Source organism: Ruegeria sp. F12, assembly GCF_056533885.1.
On the sequence record NZ_JBQFOV010000005.1, the window covers coordinates 224,629 to 242,921 of the forward strand.

The 18,293-nt window shown below is 59.6% G+C and carries 16 protein-coding genes; 10 read left to right on the top strand and 6 right to left on the bottom strand.

Annotated features, from left to right (window positions below; translation table 11 throughout):
* The first annotated feature begins 26 nt into the window (after nucleotides 1-26).
* Both ACR0CA_RS09515 and ACR0CA_RS09520 read left to right on the top strand, forming a co-directional pair.
* Nucleotides 27-1,805, top strand: a complete 1,779-nt coding sequence (locus ACR0CA_RS09515; protein WP_480549336.1) for an SLC13 family permease — start codon at nucleotides 27-29, stop codon at nucleotides 1,803-1,805.
* A gap of 96 nt (nucleotides 1,806-1,901) precedes the next feature.
* Nucleotides 1,902-2,648, top strand: a complete 747-nt coding sequence (locus ACR0CA_RS09520) for a YbaY family lipoprotein (protein ID WP_480898577.1) — start codon at nucleotides 1,902-1,904, stop codon at nucleotides 2,646-2,648.
* On the opposite strand, the gene ACR0CA_RS09525 is transcribed toward ACR0CA_RS09520, so the two are convergent.
* The 4 genes from ACR0CA_RS09525 to ACR0CA_RS09540 all read right to left on the bottom strand — a co-directional run bounded on the left by ACR0CA_RS09525 (nucleotide 2,649) and on the right by ACR0CA_RS09540 (nucleotide 7,775).
* On the bottom strand, nucleotides 2,649-4,310 hold the full coding sequence (locus ACR0CA_RS09525) for an FAD-binding dehydrogenase (protein WP_480898579.1): 1,662 nt from the start codon (nucleotides 4,308-4,310) through the stop codon (nucleotides 2,649-2,651).
* Between the two features lie 11 nt (nucleotides 4,311-4,321).
* Entirely contained in the window at nucleotides 4,322-5,179 is an 858-nt protein-coding gene (locus tag ACR0CA_RS09530; RefSeq protein WP_480898582.1) for a bile acid:sodium symporter family protein, read from the bottom strand.
* 72 nt (nucleotides 5,180-5,251) lie between these two features.
* On the bottom strand, nucleotides 5,252-5,986 hold the full coding sequence (locus tag ACR0CA_RS09535; RefSeq protein ID WP_170769136.1) for a glutamine amidotransferase: 735 nt from the start codon (nucleotides 5,984-5,986) through the stop codon (nucleotides 5,252-5,254).
* Nucleotides 5,987-6,002: 16 nt separating this feature from the next.
* Entirely contained in the window at nucleotides 6,003-7,775 is a 1,773-nt protein-coding gene (locus ACR0CA_RS09540; protein ID WP_480898585.1) for an SLC13 family permease, read from the bottom strand.
* Between the two features lie 110 nt (nucleotides 7,776-7,885).
* Here ACR0CA_RS09540 and ACR0CA_RS09545 point away from each other — a divergent pair, with 110 nt between their 5' ends.
* Both ACR0CA_RS09545 and ACR0CA_RS09550 read left to right on the top strand, forming a co-directional pair.
* Nucleotides 7,886-8,626, top strand: a complete 741-nt coding sequence (locus ACR0CA_RS09545; protein WP_170352472.1) for a YebC/PmpR family DNA-binding transcriptional regulator — start codon at nucleotides 7,886-7,888, stop codon at nucleotides 8,624-8,626.
* A gap of 120 nt (nucleotides 8,627-8,746) precedes the next feature.
* On the top strand, nucleotides 8,747-10,021 hold the full coding sequence (locus tag ACR0CA_RS09550) for an MFS transporter (protein ID WP_480898587.1): 1,275 nt from the start codon (nucleotides 8,747-8,749) through the stop codon (nucleotides 10,019-10,021).
* 1 nt (nucleotide 10,022) lies between these two features.
* Here ACR0CA_RS09550 and ACR0CA_RS09555 read toward each other — a convergent pair whose 3' ends face one another.
* A complete protein-coding gene (locus ACR0CA_RS09555; RefSeq protein WP_480898589.1) occupies nucleotides 10,023-10,907 on the bottom strand; it encodes a LysR family transcriptional regulator ArgP in 885 nt (294 codons plus the stop codon).
* An 87-nt stretch (nucleotides 10,908-10,994) separates the two neighbouring features.
* Here ACR0CA_RS09555 and ACR0CA_RS09560 point away from each other — a divergent pair, with 87 nt between their 5' ends.
* The 6 genes from ACR0CA_RS09560 to ACR0CA_RS09585 all read left to right on the top strand — a co-directional run bounded on the left by ACR0CA_RS09560 (nucleotide 10,995) and on the right by ACR0CA_RS09585 (nucleotide 16,777).
* Nucleotides 10,995-11,594, top strand: a complete 600-nt coding sequence (locus ACR0CA_RS09560) for a LysE/ArgO family amino acid transporter (protein ID WP_170788269.1) — start codon at nucleotides 10,995-10,997, stop codon at nucleotides 11,592-11,594.
* A gap of 41 nt (nucleotides 11,595-11,635) precedes the next feature.
* A complete protein-coding gene (locus ACR0CA_RS09565; RefSeq protein ID WP_480898591.1) occupies nucleotides 11,636-12,544 on the top strand; it encodes a DMT family transporter in 909 nt (302 codons plus the stop codon).
* A gap of 90 nt (nucleotides 12,545-12,634) precedes the next feature.
* Entirely contained in the window at nucleotides 12,635-13,207 is a 573-nt protein-coding gene (gene betI / locus ACR0CA_RS09570; protein ID WP_170769143.1) for a choline-binding transcriptional repressor BetI, read from the top strand.
* Entirely contained in the window at nucleotides 13,204-14,712 is a 1,509-nt protein-coding gene (gene betC, locus ACR0CA_RS09575) for a choline-sulfatase (RefSeq protein ID WP_170769144.1), read from the top strand. Before betI ends, betC begins: the two co-directional genes overlap by 4 nt.
* An 88-nt stretch (nucleotides 14,713-14,800) precedes the next feature.
* Entirely contained in the window at nucleotides 14,801-16,459 is a 1,659-nt protein-coding gene (gene betA, locus ACR0CA_RS09580) for a choline dehydrogenase (RefSeq protein ID WP_480898594.1), read from the top strand.
* 78 nt (nucleotides 16,460-16,537) lie between these two features.
* Nucleotides 16,538-16,777, top strand: coding sequence for an HP1242/YdcH family protein (locus ACR0CA_RS09585; RefSeq protein ID WP_170769146.1), 240 nt, complete (start codon nucleotides 16,538-16,540; stop codon nucleotides 16,775-16,777).
* 70 nt (nucleotides 16,778-16,847) lie between these two features.
* Here the strand turns inward: ACR0CA_RS09585 and ACR0CA_RS09590 are convergent, their stop codons facing one another.
* Nucleotides 16,848-18,248 (bottom strand): helix-turn-helix domain-containing protein, encoded by a 1,401-nt coding sequence (locus ACR0CA_RS09590; protein WP_480503213.1) that lies wholly within the window; start codon nucleotides 18,246-18,248, stop codon nucleotides 16,848-16,850.
* Between the last annotated feature and the right edge of the window lie 45 nt (nucleotides 18,249-18,293).

The following is an 18,293-nucleotide window of genomic DNA, read 5'->3' on the forward strand; positions in this document are numbered from 1 at the left end:
GGTCAGGGTTCGGACATAAACCAAGAATGCAACTCCTCCAGTTTTCAGAAACAGGCAGCGCGATACTGGCGCTCTTGGTTGTCGCGGGCATGTTCATCATGTTCCTGCGTGAGGTTTACCCGACCGAGGTAGTCGCCATCGGCGGCGTGGCCGTGATGCTGGTAACGGGCATTCTGCCCTATCAAAGCGCGCTGGCCGTGCTGTCCAACCCCGCACCTTGGACCATTGCCGCGATGTTCATCATCATGGGGGCTTTGGTGCGCACGGGTGCGCTGGATGCGTTCACCTCAACCGCGCAGAAACAGGCGCAGGTCAACCCAAGGATTGCCATTGGTCTGTTGATGGGGTTTGTGGTGCTGGCCTCGGCCGTGGTGTCGAACACGCCGGTTGTGGTTGTGATGATCCCGGTCTTTGTCCAGATCGCCCGCACGCTGGACGTGCCTGCGTCGAAATTGCTGATCCCGCTCAGCTATGCGGCGATTCTGGGTGGCACGCTGACGCTGATCGGTACGTCGACCAACCTGCTGGTGGATGGTGTGGCTCGATCACAAGGCATGGCACCTTTCACGATTTTCGAGGTAACACCGTTGGGTATTGCGGTGGTGATCTATGGGATGGTTTACCTGCGCTTCATCGCGCCGCGCCTGTTGCCGGATCGTGACAGCATGGCGACGCTTCTGTCCGACCGCTCGAAGATGAAATTCTTTACCGAGGCCGTCATCCCTCCCGAAAGCAACCTGATCGGGCGCGAAGTAACGGGCGTACAGCTCTTCAAACGCCCCGGCGTCCGACTAATCGACGTGATCCGAGGCGACGAGTCATTGCGCCGCAACCTTAAAGGCGTCGAGCTGAAGCTGGGCGACCGCGTGGTTCTGCGCACCGAAATGACGGAACTGCTGAGTCTGCAAAGTAACAAGGAACTCAAGCGCGTCGACCAAGTTTCGGCGGTCGAGACCAAGACAGTCGAGGTTCTGATCACCCCCGGCTGCCGCATGGTTGGCCGGACACTGGGCGCAATGCGTCTGCGGCGGCGGTATGGTGTCTATGTGCTGGCGGTGCATCGCCGGAACCAGAATATCGGGCGCCAACTGGATGACCTGGTGGTGCGCGTGGGCGATACGCTGCTGCTGGAGGGCGCACCCGAAGACATCCAGAGGCTGGCCGCTGATATGGATATGGTCGACGTCTCACAGCCCTCGGCCCGCGCGTTCCGACGCAGTCATGCGCCGATTGCCATCGGTGCGCTGGTCGGGATCGTGGCTCTGGCCGCGCTGGGCGTTGCACCGATCCTTCTGCTTTCCATTCTGGCGGTCGCGGTGGTGCTGCTGACTCGCTGTATCGACGCGGATGAGGCGTTTTCCTTTGTCGAAGGTCGCCTGCTGGCACTGATCTTCTCGATGCTGGCGATTGGCGCAGCGTTAGATAAATCCGGCGCAGTGTCGCTGATTGTCGAAGCGGTCGCACCGGGCCTCAGCGCCCTGCCGCCCTTCCTGATCATCTGGGCCGTGTATCTGTTGACCTCGGTGCTGACCGAGCTGGTATCGAACAACGCGGTGGCCGTGGTGGTGACCCCGATTGCCATCGGGCTGGCGCAAGCGGTGGGCATCGACCCGCGTCCGTTGGTGGTGGCAGTGATGGTGGCGGCCTCGGCCTCATTTGCGACGCCCATCGGATACCAGACCAACATGATGGTTTATGGCCCCGGTGGGTACCGTTTCACCGATTTCCTTAAGGTCGGGGTGCCATTGAACCTGACAGTGGGCTTGCTGGCATCGCTGCTGATTCCGTTGATCTGGCCGCTTTAAAGACGGCGCGATTTTGCCGACAAGGGTTTGCGCCACTTGTAAATACAGTTACCGTAACAATCTTTTCATCAAATGCGAATGTGAAAGGATTGGATCATGCCTTTTCCAAAACTCGGCCAAGCCATCGTCGTAGGCGCAGTGGCGCTAACCATTTTAGGTAGTCAGAGCCATGCAGGTACCATCACAGGAACTGCCACCTACCGCGAGCGGATCGCGGTGGCACCGGAAGCGACGCTATATGTTGAGTTGCAAGATATTTCCCTCGCGGATGCCCCCGCTGTCACGCTGGCATCGCAGCGCTATGCCTTGACAGGGGTACCGGCTGAATACGCGCTGAACTATGATGATGCGCTGATCCAGGACGGCAGGACTTATGCGGTCCGAGGTTCTATCTATCACGGCAACAAATTGCTGTTCACGACGGATACGGTGAACCCTGTCCTGACACGGGGTGGTGGAGATACCGCTGATCTTGTGCTCGTGAAGGTTTCTCCGAAAGCAACCGTCAATCTGGACAACACCAACTGGACGGCAATCGGCATCAACGGTGATGTGGTCGAAGCGCAACGCCCGCCGCAAATCACCTTCGAACAAGACGGTGCATTCGGCGGTACAGGCGGGTGCAACAGATTCTCGGGTCAGGCTGAAATCAGCGGTGACAGCCTGAGCTTTCCCGACAACATGGCCGCCACCCTGATGGCATGCCCGCCCGAGCTTGAAGAAGTCGAAGATCAATTCTTGGCCGCTCTTCAGACCGTAACCCGCTATGCGGTCGCAGGGGACAGCCTGGTGATGCTGGATGCAGGCGGTAAGCCCGTTTTGAAATTCGTCCGGGCCGAGTAATCAGGCCACAGCGCGCGACCGTCCGGCATTGCGGCCCGAGAAGATGCAGCCGCCTAGAAACGTGCCTTCAAGCGCGTTGTAGCCGTGATAGCCGCCACCGCCAAAGCCTGCGACTTCTCCGGCCGCGAACAGGCCGGGAACGACCTGACCATCTGCCCCGATCATCTGGCTGTCGAGGTTGGTCTGCAACCCACCTAACGTCTTGCGCGTCAGTACGTGGAGCTTGACCGCGATTAAAGGACCGTTGTTCGGGTCAAGGAACTTGTGCGGCTTGGCCGTGCGGATCAGCCGGTCGCCACGATAGTTACGCGCGGCCAGAACGGCGGCCATCTGGGCATCTTTGGTGAAGGGGTTATCAACCTGTGAATCCCGCGCCTCTATCTGGGCGCGCAGATGAGCCTCATCGATCGGGGCGTCGCCCATCTGGTTCATGCCGCTGACCAGTTCGGTCAGGGTGTTGGCGACGATGAAGTCTTCACCATGCTGTTTGAACGCCTCGACCGGGGCGGTGGCTTTTGATCCGGTCAGTATCCGCTGCAACAGCACTTCGCGCCAACCGCCTTCGGTCATGTCGGGGTTCTGTTCGGACCCAGATAGTGCGAATTCCTTCTTAATCACCTTCTGGGTCAGCACGAACCAGCTGTATTCATAGCCGGTTTTCAGGATTTCCTTTAGCGTACCCAGCGTGTCAAACCCCGGTAAACAGGGCGGCTTCATCCGGTTGCCGGTCGCGTCAAACCACATCGAACTAGGGCCGGGCAGGATGCGAATGCCGTGCGAAGGCCAGATCGGATTCCAGTTCCGAACGCCTTCGGTGTAATGCCACATCCGGTCGCCATTGATCACAAGACCGCCCGCCTTCTCGCTGATGGCAATCATACGGCCATCGACGTGAAAGGGGACACCTGCGACCATATTCTTGGGCGGCTCCCCCAGCCGATCACGTGGCCAGTTCTTGCGCACCATCTCGAAATTGCCACCAATGCCGCCAGAGCTGACAATGACCGAAGGCGCGTAGACCTCAAACTCACCCACTTCGTCGCGGTTGGTCTTGGCCCCGTGCTGGGCGGTGTCGTCGGCCAGAACCTCGCCTGAGACCCCCTTGGCGCAGCCGTTATGCATGATGATATGGCTGACCTGATGGCGGAATTTTAGCTCGACCAGTCCACTATCTACGTGTTCGCGTACGCGGCGGATGAAATGTTCCAGCACGCCCGGCCCGGTGCCCCATGTGATGTGGAACCGAGGGACCGAGTTGCCGTGACCATCCGCATAGGACCCGCCGCGTTCAGCCCAGCCGACCACCGGAAACCAGCGCAGGCCCATGTCATGCAGCCAAGGACGCATCTCGCCAGCGGCGAATTCCACGTAGGCCTCGGCCCATTTGCGCGGCCATGCGTCCTCATCCCGGTGGAACTGCGCACTGCCCATCCAGTCCCGCAAGGCCAGATCATGACTGTCGCGAATGCCCATGCGGCGCTGTTCTGGAGTGTCGATCATGAACAAGCCACCAAGGCTCCAAAATGCTTGCCCGCCCAAAAAATGCGCGGGTTCCTGATCGACGATAATCACCTTTTTGCCCCGGTCGCCCAACTCTGCAGCGGCAGCCAGCCCCGCCAGACCGGCCCCAACGACGATGGCATCTGCTGTGTTCTTGGTCATGTAGCGTCCTTTCAGCGGCGGCGGAACCAGAGGATTAAGGGCAGGGCCACCGCATACATGGTGATCCCGTAGACGGCGGAAGGCAGGGCCAATGGGCTGAACCCGCTTTCCGTCCCGGTGATCAGCGCAGCCAGCGTGATGCCTAGGGTCGAGTTCTGAATGCCAGTTTCGATTGAGACAGTCTTAGCCTCATTCCAAGACAGGTTCGCGACCCGCGCCAGCCCCAGCCCGATGAGCAGCAGGCCAAGGTTCAGAGTGATCAGCCCCGCCCCCATGATCCCAAGGTTATCGACAAAGAGTTGCCAATTCCCTGCCAGCGCCGCGAGCACGACCAGAACAAACAGCGTGGTCGCCAGCTTGGACAATCCGGGTTCGATCCGATTGGCAAATTCGGTTGCAAAATGGCGGATGCTGACGCCGATGGTGACGGGAAGGGTGGTGATCAGGAACATGGCAATCGCCAGCCCGGTGATCGAGACCTCGGGCGCGTCGTCGCCCATGAAGTAGTTGATCGACCATGCCGCCAGAAAGGGTACGGTCAGCATCGACAAAAGGCTGATCACCGCCGTCAGGCTGACCGACAGCGCCACGTCGCCCTTGGCCAGTTTGGACAGAATGTTGCTGGTCACTCCGCCGGGGCAGAAGCTGAGGATCATGAACCCCACGGCAATCTCGGGCGGCAGCGCGAACAGCGCAACGGTCGCAAATGCCGCGACCGGCAGCAGCACGACCTGACACAGGGCGCCGATGGCAAAGGGGTAGCCGCGTGTCAGGACGCGGCGGAAATCTGCGATCTCAAGCCCGATGCCCAAAGACAACATTATGATGCCCAGTGACAGGGGCAAACCGACAGATATGAGTAGATCCAAGAACAACTCCTCCCAAAGCCGTTCTGGTCAGCCTATGCGAGCGGTCCGCAATTGCGCAACCGCGCCGTTGGGTCAGCCATAGCGTTCCGCAAAACGGCGCAGGATCAGTGCCGGCTGGGTGACGTCGGCCGCGTGGCAGATGTCGATCAGGCGCTGGGCGTCTTCGGGCGGGAAATAGCCGTGATGCTTGTAGATGTTGATACGTTCCTCGAAGTCTTTTGCCTCGGCCTCGGGGTGGAACTGCGTGGCATAGACGTTGTGGCCAAAGCGGATCATCTGAAACGGGCAGGGGTCCGAGGCTAGCAGTTGCACGCAGCCATCGGGCAAGGCCTGCACAGCCTCTTTATGGCCGACAAAGGCGTCGAACGTATCGGCCAACCCGTTGGTGAGCGGGTCCTGGGCGCCATCCTCAGTCATGTGACAGGTCGAGGGGCCAACGGGTTCGCCATACTGCGCCTTGCTGACCGAACCGCCCAGATGCGCGGCCAGTATTCCAAGACCATAACAGCAGCCCATGAACGGATGGTCCTGTGCGGTAATCTGCGGCATCAGTCCCATGATCGCTGCTTCGACCCGCGCATCGACCGCCGATTTTGTTGCCGGATCATCGCTGACACATCCGGGACCACCGCCGACGATCACACCGGCATAGTCGGTCACGTCCAGCCCCTCGGGCAGGTTCTCGCAATCCAGCCGGATGCGGTGCGTTCGCTCGGGCGTCAATCCGGTTTTGTCCAGGATCGAGGCATATTCGGCATCCGAGGCATCGGTTTCGGGACGCAGTTGCAGGATCAAAAATCGTTTCATACGCAGCCTTTACCCGTCACAACGGCCAGAACACAAGGATCGAGGGGATCGAGACCGCGATGATCAAAATCTCAAGCGGCAGCCCCATGCGCCAGTAGTCGCCGAAATGATAGCCGCCGGGTCCCAGAACCAGCGTGTTGTTCTTGTGGCCAATCGGCGTCAGAAACGCAGCCGAGGCCGCAACCGCGACCGTCATCAGGAACGGATCGGGCGAGACCTCCAGCGTGCGGGCCATCTGGATGCCCACTGGGGCGGCGACAATGGCTGTGGCGGTGTTGTTCAGCACATCCGACAGGGTCATGGTGACGACCATCAACACAGTCAGGATCGCCCAGGCGGGCAGGCCATCGGTCAGTTGGATCAGCGCATTTGCGATCAATTCAGTCCCGCCAGAAGTCTCCAATGCACTGCCGAGTGGGATCATCGACCCCAGCAGTACCACGACGGGCCATTCGATATGGTTGTAGATCTCGCTAATAGGCATGATCTTGGTCAGCACATAAGCCACCACGACCAGACCCAGCGCAATCGGCAGGTAGATCAGCCCGATACTGGCCGCCAGCACGGCCGCCCCGAACAGACCAATCGCCAGCCAAGCCTTGTCATTGGCGGTCACGTTCAGGCCGCGCTCGGCCAGCGGCAGACAGCCCAGCCACTCGGTCACGTCCACGCTGCGGTCACGCGGACAGAGCAGCAACAGGATATCGCCCGCCTCAACCTCGGTCTTGCGGACTTGCTGGGTGATCTGGCGGCCTTGGCGCGAGATGCCCATAAGCACTGTGCTTTGTCGCCATGCCAGCCCCAACCCTTGGGCGGTGCGCCCGGTGATACGGGCGTTCTCGGTGGCGACGACCTCGATCACCTCTAGCCCGTCGCCCTCGGCGGTCAGCAATTCCTGCCGCCGCGTGTCCGAGAAATCGAGGTTCAGCGCCGCGCGGAATTCGTCCAGCGCCTCGGGTCTGGCCTCCAGCACTAGCGCGTCGCCCGCGTGCAGTGTGGCATGGGCGGACCGCCCATAGCGGCGCTTGCCGTCACGGATCAGGCCGATAATAGCGACGTCAGATTTCTCGGCAGTTTCGTATAATTCGCTGACACGCTTACCGATTTGGGGCGACTCGGGCGGGATGGTCAGTTCAGCGATATATTCGGCCAGCGCCTCGGTGCTTTCGGTCTGTAGGCCTCGATTTGGGATCAACCGCCAACCTATCAGAGCGACAAAGGCCAGACCGGCAATGGCCGCAATCCCGCCTACGGGGGCGAAATCGAACATTTGGAACGGCTCACCCAGCGTCTCTGCTCGGATCGAGGCGATGATAATGTTGGGCGGAGTCCCGATCAGCGTGACCATGCCACCCAGAATGGTAGCGAAACTCAGCGGCATGAGTGACAGGCCCACAGACCGTCCGGCCTTGCGTGCGGTCTGGATATCGACCGGCATCAAAAGCGCAAGTGCCGCGACGTTGTTCATGAAGGCCGACAGGACCGCGCCGATCCCGCCCATCAGCGCGATGTGGGCGCCAAGCCCGCGCGAGGCATCGACGAGCGAGCGAGTGATCAGAAACACCGCGCCCGAGCGCACCAGCCCGGCAGACACGACCAGAACCAACGCGACGATAATGGTTGCGGGATGGCCGAACCCGGCGAATGCGTTGTCCACGGGCACGACGCCCAGCACAACACCAATCATCAGCGCCGAAAAGGCAACCAGATCATATCGGAACCGCCCCCATAGAAGCATTCCGAAAACCGTGGCGAAAAGGGCAAAAAGAATAATTTGATCACTTGTCATGTCGCCACCATACCTGCGACGGGATATCGGGCAAGCCGCTCTCTTGATCCTGCCCCCCGCAAACGTCTATATGAGCGCCGAACACGCAAACATGATGACGAGGACGCACTATGGCAGGCCACTCCAAATGGGCCAACATCCAGCACCGCAAGGGACGTCAGGACGCCGCGCGGTCCAAACTGTTTTCCAAACTGTCGAAAGAGATCACCGTGGCCGCCAAGATGGGCGACCCCGATCCAGACAAGAACCCGCGCCTGCGTCTGGCGGTGAAAGAGGCCAAGTCGAACTCGGTCCCCAAGGACGTGATCGACCGCGCGATTAAGAAATCGGTGGCTGGCGAAGGCGACGAATACGAAGAAATCCGGTACGAGGGCTATGGCCCTAACGGCGTGGCGGTGATCGTCGAGACGATGACCGACAACCGCAACCGGACTGCCTCGACCGTGCGGTCCACGTTCTCGAAGAATGGCGGCAATCTGGGCGAGACCGGCTCGGTCGGGTTCATGTTCGACCGAAAGGGAGAGGTTGTCTATCAGGCGGACGCGGGCGACGCGGACACGATCTTTGAAGCCGCAATCGAGGCGGGTGCCGAAGATGTCGAAAGCTCGGAAGACGGTCACATCATCTGGTGCGCCGATACCGATCTGAACGACGTATCCAACGCGCTGGAAGAGGCCTTGGGCGAGTCCGAATCCACCAAGCTGGTGTGGAAACCCACGACCACGACCGAGCTGGGTCTGGAAGATATGCAAAAGCTGATGAAGCTGGTCGATGCGCTGGAAGATGATGACGACGTGCAGCGCGTAACGACCAATTTCGAAGCGACGGATGAGGTCATGGCTCAGCTGTGATCCTGTCGTTAATCGATCAGGAAAACCCGGCCTCTGGTCGGGTTTTTTTATGCGCCTTTTCAGTGTGCTTGGCGGAACACGTTAAACTCGGTAAGCTGTTCGCAAAACAGCAATGAGAGCATGACGGACAGTCCCCCGATCCCTGCAAAACGAAACCTGCCTGTGTTGACCGGGCAAAGCATCCTGTCGCAAATCGCCTGGACGCTAGGCAGCCCCTCCATCGTGCTGCCGTTTCTTGCTGTTTCGCTGGAATTGCCGATGTTCATAGCAGGCGCGCTGGTCTCGGTTCGCATGGTGGGCAGCGTGATCGCGGATGTGTTCCTGGCTCGTTCGATTTCGGCCCACGACCGCAAGAAACGTGGCATTGCGCTGACCGAGGTCGCGGTTGGCCTCTGCCTTCTGATCGCATTGGGGGTTGCGACGACGGGTTATGTGCCACTGATCGCGGCGGCGTTTGTCCTTGTTTTCTTCATCATCGGGTTGGTCGATGAGACGCAGATGCTGATGTATACGGATTTATTGGGCGATCACGTTCAATCCAAATCCCGCATGATCATGCGCTACCTGCAACTAGGGGTCGGAGGGCTTGGCGCCATCGGTCTGGCGCTTTTGGTGCATGAGATCGTCAAAGAAAACCCGCCTTTCTCGCGCCATTCAGCAATCATCTTCGTGTCCGTGGGCTTTTTTATCCTGTCGGGCCTGGCCATTCTGGCGATGTTCGAAGGCGCGCGCAGTGGTGAAAGCACCCGCGATACCGCGCCTGAGGCGAAACGCAAGTTCATCACCTATTTCACCGACATCATCGCGATGTTCAACGAGGCGTGGTTCCGGCGTTACATGATCATGCGCTTGCCTCTGGTCGCGGCTACGCTTTCAGTGCCCTTTTTCGCCCTGATCGCGGCTGAGGCGCACCATGCCTCGGCCAAGGGTCTGACGGCCATGATCGTTTCCTCGGCGTCTGGCTATCTGGTTTCCGCGCCATTGTGGCAGGCGGTGAACATGAAATCCCACCGGGCAGTCATGGTGACGGGGAACCTGATGGTCGCCATCACCGGGTCGGTGCTTTTGGTCTTTCATTTCTTGCGCTTGGATCATGATGTTCATCTACACGCCATCGCGCTGTTCATCGTGACGGTGGCCGTGACAGGCATCAGCAGCGCACGAAAACTGTATTATCTGGACGTGGCCCCCAAGGATCAGCGCGTCAAGGGCGCGGCAGCGATAAAAAGCGTCAGCCGCTTAGTCGCAGTCATCCTTTCCGCCGCGCTGGCCGCGGTGGCGCATATGCACGAGGTCGCCTGGGCCATTGCCTTTATCGTTGTGGTGGCCGTTTTTGCGGCCTTTGCCTGCTATCGTCTTGTTTTGCCGATGCCGGAAAGCTCGGCTTCAGCCTGACCTATAGCGGCCGCAACGTGCGGCTTGCACTGCGTTTCACGGCTTGGGTCAACGGTTGCAGGGCCGGGGCCAGAATGCGCCCGACCTGCCATGTCAGTGGCACGTCAAACGGGGCATCGGGTTTTAGTACAGTCAGTCGGCCATCCTCCAGCGCTGATTTCGCCAGATTTTCCGGGTTCATACCCCATCCCAATCCGGCAATGGCCGCATCGACAAAGCCATGCGACGACGCGAGAAAATGCGACGGCGGTGAGATACGCCGCCCGAATTCCTGAGCGATCCAAGCCTTTTGCAAGCCGTCCTCGCGGTTAAAGGTCAGGCAAGGGGCACGGCCAAGACTGGCTGTATCGACGCCGTTTGAGAACCACTTTTGCATAAAGGCAGTGCTGGCCGTCGCAAGATAGCGAAACGACCCTAAAGCAAAGGCATCGCATCCCGCTACAGGTTGCCCGCCAATGGTGACAGCGGCGCTGACCTCGCCCCGGCGCAACCAGTCGGCGGAATGGTCTTGATCGTCCAGTACAAGGTCGAACAACAACCCATCCACCTGCGCCATGGCTTGAATGAACCATGTCGCCAGAACATCGGCGGGTACAGCGATGCGCACGCGGGTCAGTGGAGCCTCTCGGTCCAGCGTCAGTTCACGCGCCAGTTGGGCTTCAAGCAGCCCGATATCCTCGGCATGTTGCGCAATGCGCAGCCCGGCCGGAGTGGCCGTGCACGGGGTACCGCGCAGGATCAAGGCGGCGCCAACCCGATCCTCCAGCGCTTTGATCCGCTGGGAAATGGCCGAAGGCGTGACTGACAGTTCGGACGCGGCGGCTTCAAAGCTGCCGTGACGCAGAATGGCGGACAAAGCCGACAGGTGGTTGGGATCGAGCAGCATTAGCCTGACTTAACCAAGATCAACATCTTTAATTTGATAGGGCGGCAGGATCGTCGTAGTCAACGGGGCATCGCGTAAGGAGGTCCCATGTCCACATCCCTGATCGCCGGTTTTGCGCTTGGCTTCAGCCTGATCCTTGCCATCGGGGCCCAGAATGCCTTTGTCCTGCGACAGGGGCTGCGGCGCGAGCATGTGTTTCCCCTGTGTCTGACCTGCGCCGTCTCGGACGCGATTCTGATTGCGGCGGGCGTGGCCGGGTTCGGAACGCTGGCGCAGGCGGTCCCGTGGTTTGAGACCGCGATGCGCTATGGTGGTGCGATTTTCCTGACATGGTACGGGTTACGCAGCCTGCGATCCGCGTGGCGCGGCGGCGCGGTGATGCAGGTCACGGGCGGCCAGCGTGCCAGCCTGCGCTCGGTCCTGCTGACGGTGCTGGCTTTCACCTGGCTGAATCCGCATGTCTATCTGGATACCGTGGTTCTGATCGGATCAATCTCGGCGCAATATGAGGATCGTCTGGCATTTGCCGCTGGCGCAATGATTTCCAGCTTTGTCTTCTTTTTTTCGCTGGGCTACGGGGCAGGGGTCTTGTCCCCGATCTTCGCGCGCCCCAGGGCATGGCAGGTGCTGGACGCGATTATCGGTGTGGTGATGCTGTCGATTGCGGTCAAGCTTGTCTCACTCTGAGGGTCTTGCTCTTGGGCGGTATTCGGTGTTGAACCGTTAACATGACAACCCTCACCGCGCCCTCCCGGCCTGTCGCCGGCATGTTCTGGATGTTCTCGGCCGGGATATCGTTCGTGGCCATGACGGCGCTGGTAAAGTCGCTGGGATCCAGTATGGACCCGATACAGGCCGCGTTTTTCCGGTTTGTGTTCGGGTTGGTCTTTCTGCTGCCTGCTTTGCGACTAATCGTGTCCACGCCGCTGACGCGCAAGCATCTGACCCTGTTCGGGATACGCGGGATAGTGCATGCGGTGTCGGTGATGTTCTGGTTCTATGCAATGACCCAGATCCCCTTGGCCGAGGTTACGGCGATGAACTACATGACCCCGGTCTATGTCACGCTTGGTGCGGCGCTGTTTCTGGGCGAGCCGCTGGCGTTTCGGCGTATCGCGGCCATTGGCGTGGCCCTGATCGGGGTTGCCATTATCCTCAGACCGGGGTTTCGAGAGGTTTCGCCCGGTCATATCGCCATGCTGATGACCTCGCTGACATTAGGGGCGTCTTATCTACTGGCCAAGCGGCTGGTGCAGGACTTGCCGCCCTCGGTCGTGGTGGCGCATATGTCGATCTGGGTAACCATCGCGCTGATCCCCTTTGCGATTGCGGTCTGGACGCCGCCCAGTTGGTACGATCTGGGCATCCTGTTCCTGATCGCCAGCTTCGCCACGCTGGGGCACTATTTGATGACGCTGGCCTTGCAGGCAGCCCCTGTGGCCGTCACACAACCGGTGACCTTCCTGCAGCTGATCTGGGCGACGCTTATGGGGGCGTTGGTCTTTCATGAAAGCGTCGACTTTTGGGTTGTCGCCGGTGGCACACTGATTCTGGCCGCCGTCAGTTTCATCGCCTGGCGCGAGGCGGTTTTGAACCGCAGCAGCCTGACCACGCCCAGCATTGCCCCCAAGCTCTAGTCGATTTCCAGGTGGCAGAGGTGTTATTGATTGACGAGTCAATAAAAACACCCTAGCGTTTTTCCATCCTGCGCAGTGAAAGGGGGAGAGATGCCAAAACTCGGAATGGAGCCGATCCGTCGGGATGCGATCGTCAAGGCGACGATTGCCGAGCTTGGCGCAAAGAAATCCCTCGACGTCACTGTGAGTCAGATTGCCAAGCGAGCCGGTATGTCCAGCGCACTGGCGCATCATTATTTCGGGGGCAAGGATCAGATTTTCCTGGCGGCCATGCGCCGTATCCTGTCCGACTTCGGGGCTGAGGCCCGACAAGAGCTGAGCTCCGCCGCACCTGATGAACGCCCGCAGGCGATTATCCGGTCCTGCTTTGCGCCCTCGTGCTTTACGCCCGATGTGATCGCTGCATGGATGACCTTTTATGTGCTGGCACAAACCAACGAGGAGGCCCTGCGCCTTTGGAAAATATACCAGGCGCGCATCCGTTCTAATCTGATCCACGCGCTGCGCCCATTACTGTCGGACCCTGTCGAGGTCGCGGATGACATGGTGGCGCTGATTGACGGCCTTTATATCCACGCCGCCCTGAACGCCCCGGAGGAACCGGAACTGGCAGTTAACCACGCAATGCGCGTGCTCGACACGTTTCTTGAGGCTGAAAAATGATACAACCCAACATTCTGATCCTGATGGTGGATCAGTTGAACGGGACCCTTTTTCCGGATGGTCCCGCAGATTGGCTGCATGCACCGAACCTGAAAAAACTGGCCGCCCGGTCCACGCGGTTTGCCAATGCCTACACAGCCTCACCTTTGTGTGCGCCTGGCCGGGCCAGTTTCATGTCCGGGCAGTTGCCTTCGCGCACCGGCGTCTATGACAACGCGGCCGAGTTCCGCAGCGACATCCCCACCTATGCGCACCACTTGCGCCGGGCTGGGTACTATACCTGCTTGTCAGGCAAGATGCATTTCGTCGGCCCCGATCAATTGCACGGGTTCGAGGACCGCTTGACCACTGACATCTACCCCGCAGATTTCGGCTGGACGCCCGATTATCGCAAACCGGGCGAGCGGATCGACTGGTGGTATCACAACATGGGTTCGGTGACGGGTGCCGGCGTGGCCGAGATTTCCAACCAGATGGAATATGACGACGAGGTCGCATATAACGCCAAGGCCAAGCTCTATGATCTGGCGCGCGGCAAGGACGATCGCCCATGGTGCGTGACCGTCAGCTTTACCCATCCGCATGATCCCTACGTGGCGCGTCGGAAATATTGGGATCTGTACGAGGATTGCGAGCATCTGCTGCCCGAAGTTTCGGACCTTGGCTATGACAATCAGGACGCGCATTCCAAACGGATTTTCGACGCGAATGACTGGCGTAGCTTTGACATCTCTGAGGACGATATCCGCAAGTCCCGCCGGGCCTATTTCGCCAATATCTCGTATCTGGACGATAAGATCGGCGAAATCCTCGAAGTGTTGGAAACCACGCGGCAAGAGGCAACGATCCTGTTTGTCTCGGACCACGGCGACATGCTGGGTGAGCGGGGCCTGTGGTTCAAGATGACCTTCTTCGAGGGCTCGTCGCGGGTGCCGCTGATGATCTCTTCGCCCGATTTACCAGCAGGTCGGATTGAGGCACCGGTCTCGACCATCGACGTCACGCCGACGCTTGGCGCGCTTGCAGGTGTCGACATGGCCGAAATCGCACCATGGACCGATGGCGAAGACCTCGTGCCGCTGGCTAAAGGCGCCGAGCGGACTGCGCCCGTGGCGATGGAATATGCGGCCGAGGCGTCATACGCGCCGCTGGTTTCGCTGCGGTATGGCAAGTGGAAATACAACCGTTGCGCGTTGGACCCCGACCAGTTGTTCGACCTTGAGGCCGATCCGCATGAGTTGGAAAATCTCGCCGAAAAACCTGAACATGCAGGCACCTTGCAAACCCTGCGTGCCAAGTCCGAGGCGCGTTGGGATCTAAACCGGTTCGACGAAGATGTACGTGCCAGTCAAGCCCGCAGATGGGTGGTGTATGAGGCGCTGAGGCAGGGGGGGTACTACCCTTGGGATTATCAGCCCCTGCAAAAGGCATCCGAGCGTTACATGCGCAACCACATGGACTTGAATGTCGTCGAGGAAAGCCAACGCTTTCCCCGCGGAGAATAACAGACTGATTTAGTAATACCCCCTTCGGTTCGGCCAAGGTTTTTCGATGGAAAATCTTGGTGCGCCGGTGGGAAACGGAGACCCGAAAATGGAAGCAGATTTCGTCATCGTCGGCGCAGGTTCCGCAGGCTGCGCGATGGCATACCGGCTAAGCGAGGCAGGGGCCTCGGTTCTGGTGATCGAGCATGGCGGAACGGATGCTGGACCGTTCATCCAGATGCCGGCTGCACTGAGCTATCCGATGAATATGTCGCGCTACGACTGGGGCTATCAGTCCGAGCCTGAACCGCATCTGAACAACCGTCGTTTGGCCTGTCCACGCGGCAAGGTGATCGGAGGGTCTTCCTCGATCAACGGCATGGTCTATGTGCGAGGCCACGCGCGGGACTTTGATACCTGGGCCGAGATGGGGGCGGATGGGTGGTCCTATTCGGATGTGCTGCCCTATTACAAACGCATGGAGACTTGGCACGACGGTGGACACGGGGGCGACACGGCGTGGCGCGGCACCGATGGTCCGCTGCATGTGTCGCGTGGGCCGCGCGAGAATCCGCTGTTCAAAGCGTTCGTCGATGCGGGCCAGCAGGCAGGGTACGAGGTCACGGGCGACTATAACGGCGAAAAGCAGGAAGGCTTTGGCCCAATGGAGCAAACCGTCTGGAAGGGGCGGCGCTGGTCGGCGGCGAATGCGTATCTGAAGCCTGCGCTCAAGCGTGACAATTGCGATATTGTGCGGGGTCTGGCGTCGAAGGTCGTATTCGAGAATGGCCGTGCGACAGGAGTCGAACTTGTGCGCGGTGGCAAGACTGAGGTCATTCGCGCCCGGCGCGAGGTGGTGCTGGCGGCGTCGTCCATCAACTCACCCAAGCTGCTGATGTTGTCAGGGATTGGCCCGTCGGCGCATCTGGCCGAGCATGGGATTGAGGTGGTCGCCGATCGTCCGGGTGTAGGTGCGAACCTTCAGGACCATCTTGAGCTGTACATCCAGCAGGCATCGCTGCAGCCGATCACGCTGTATAAACACTGGAACCTGATCAGCAAGGGCTTGATCGGCGCGCAGTGGCTGTTTACCAAAACCGGGCTTGGCGCATCGAACCAGTTTGAAAGCGCGGCGTTCATTCGCTCGCAGCCGGGTGTCGAATATCCTGACATTCAGTACCACTTCCTGCCGATTGCCGTACGCTATGACGGGCAGGCGGCGGCCGAGGGGCATGGGTTCCAGGCGCATGTTGGGCCGATGCGGTCGCCGTCGCGGGGTGCTGTGACATTGCGATCCAAAAGGGCCGAGGATGCCCCTGTGATCCAGTTCAACTACATGAGTCATGAGACGGATTGGGAAGACTTCCGCACCTGTATCCGCCTGACCCGCGAGATTTTCGGGCAGCAGGCGTTCAAACCTTATGCCGGCAAGGAAATTCAGCCCGGTGCTGACGTTCAAACAGATGATGAATTGAACGCTTTCATCGCCGAACATGCCGAAAGCGCCTATCACCCGTGTGGTACCTGCCGGATGGGGCGGGCGGAAGACAAACACGCTGTCGTGGACCCTGAAGGGCGCGTGATTGGTGTGGGCGGGTTGCGCGTCGCCGACAGCTCGATCTTTCCGCAGATTACCAATGGCAACCTCAATGCACCTTCGATCATGGTGGGCGAGAAGATGTCGGACCATCTGCTGGGGAAAGACGCCTTGCCCAAGGCCAATGATCGCCCGTGGATACATCCGCAATGGGCTACCGCGCAACGGTGATTTGATCCGCGTCAAAGCGGGTTTTGGAAGACATCTATAGACTTGACTCGCAACGATATATTTTAGGAGCGAACAGGAATGTCCCACACCCCGCATGAGCTGGCCGAAGAATTTCCGGACAAAGTTGAATTGATGAGCCAGCTCAAGCAATCAGACGCGCATTTTGCGCGGTTGGCGGATGAGTATCATGAAATCAACCGTGTCGTTCATCGCGCTGAAACCAATGTCGAGCCGATGGAAGATCTGGCTGAGGGCGAGCTGCGCAAGAAGCGTGCGGCGCTGAAGGACGAGATCTGGTCGATCTTATCCAAGGGTTGAACATCAGGGGCGGGGGCTCTGCCTCCGTCGCCTTCGGCGACTCCCCCGAGGTATTCTGAACAGAAGAAGGTCAGGTCACTTCGTAGGGGAGGGTGCCGCGTGTGTGCGCGTCAATCGTGAGGCGTCTTTCCAGAGGCGGGACTGAGCGTTGGTGGCAGTTTTGCCGCTCGCAGATTCGGCACGAGATGCCGATAGGCTCGTAAGCGCTGGCATTGTTGATGTCGAGATTGTCGGCGTAGACCAACGCTTCAGCGTGACGGATTTCGCAACCCAGAGCGATGGCATAACGACGTACGGGGGCCCCGAATGAGCCGCCGGATTTCGAGACATCCCGCGCCAGCGAGATATATTGAATCCCGTCTGGTGTCTCCGCCAGTTGGCGCAGGAAATGGCCCGGTGTTTCGAACGCGCGGTGGACGTTCCACAGGGGGCAGGCGCCTCCGAAACGGGCAAATTGCAGCCGCGTTGCAGAATGGCGCTTGGTGATGGTGCCCGCTTGATCGACGCGGACAAAGAAGAAAGGGATACCTTTGGCGCCGGGCCGCTGCATGGTAGACAATCGGTGCGCTACCTGTTCAATCGACGCCCCAAACCGGTTGCTGAGCAGCTCGAGATCGTGACGACAGTCCTGCGCCGCCTCCAAAAATGTGCCATAGGGCATTAGCGACGCACCCGCGAAATAGTTCGCCAGACCGATTTTCGCGATCGCGCGGGCCTCTTCCGTCTGGAACTTGGCAAAGTCCAATGTGGCCTCGAGCAGCTTGTTTTGCTGAATCAGCGCTACTTGCAGCAAGAGTTGGAAAACCTGCGTTTGCGGCGCAATGCGGGAGGACAGCAGAAGCGTTTTGCTGTCAGCGTCATATTTGCGCGTTTCTTCGATATCGGAAAACTGAACGCGTATGTCACGCTCGGCCAAGCTGTTGATCGCGGCGGCACGCACGCCGCCAGTGTCTTGTGCGCGGGTTGCGAATCGCTCGGCCGCGCGGTCGACGGCGTCGATATAGTTGTCGCAATAATGGAAGAAATCCCGAACCTCCTCCCAGGGGCTGGCTTGAATCTGCGCGTCTTCGCGCCCCAGCGCTTCGTCCAGTGAGGCCAGCCGTTCATGGGTTTGGCGGTAGGTTTGATGCAGTGCGATGAAGGCGCGGGCCAATGCCGGTGCGTTTGAGGCCGCCAGCCGCAGATCGGCAAGAGGTGGCGTGGCATCATCAAAGACGGGGTCGGCCAGAGCCTCGCGCATATCCGACACCAACCGTTCGCTGTCACCAGTGCTAAGCTCGGTCACGTCCATGCCGAATTCCTGCGCCAAGGCCAGAACCACGGTGGTGGAAATCGGACGGTTGTTGTTCTCCATCTGGTTCAAATAGGGCAGGGAAACCCCAAGTTTGGCAGCGAATTCTTTTTGCGTCAGGGTCAGGCGCGTGCGCATTTCGCGCAGTTTCGCACCGGCATAGAGTTTCTGGGTCGCCATAGCGGGCCTTTGCAACTTTTCTGTTGCGGCAAGCTAACTTTGCAA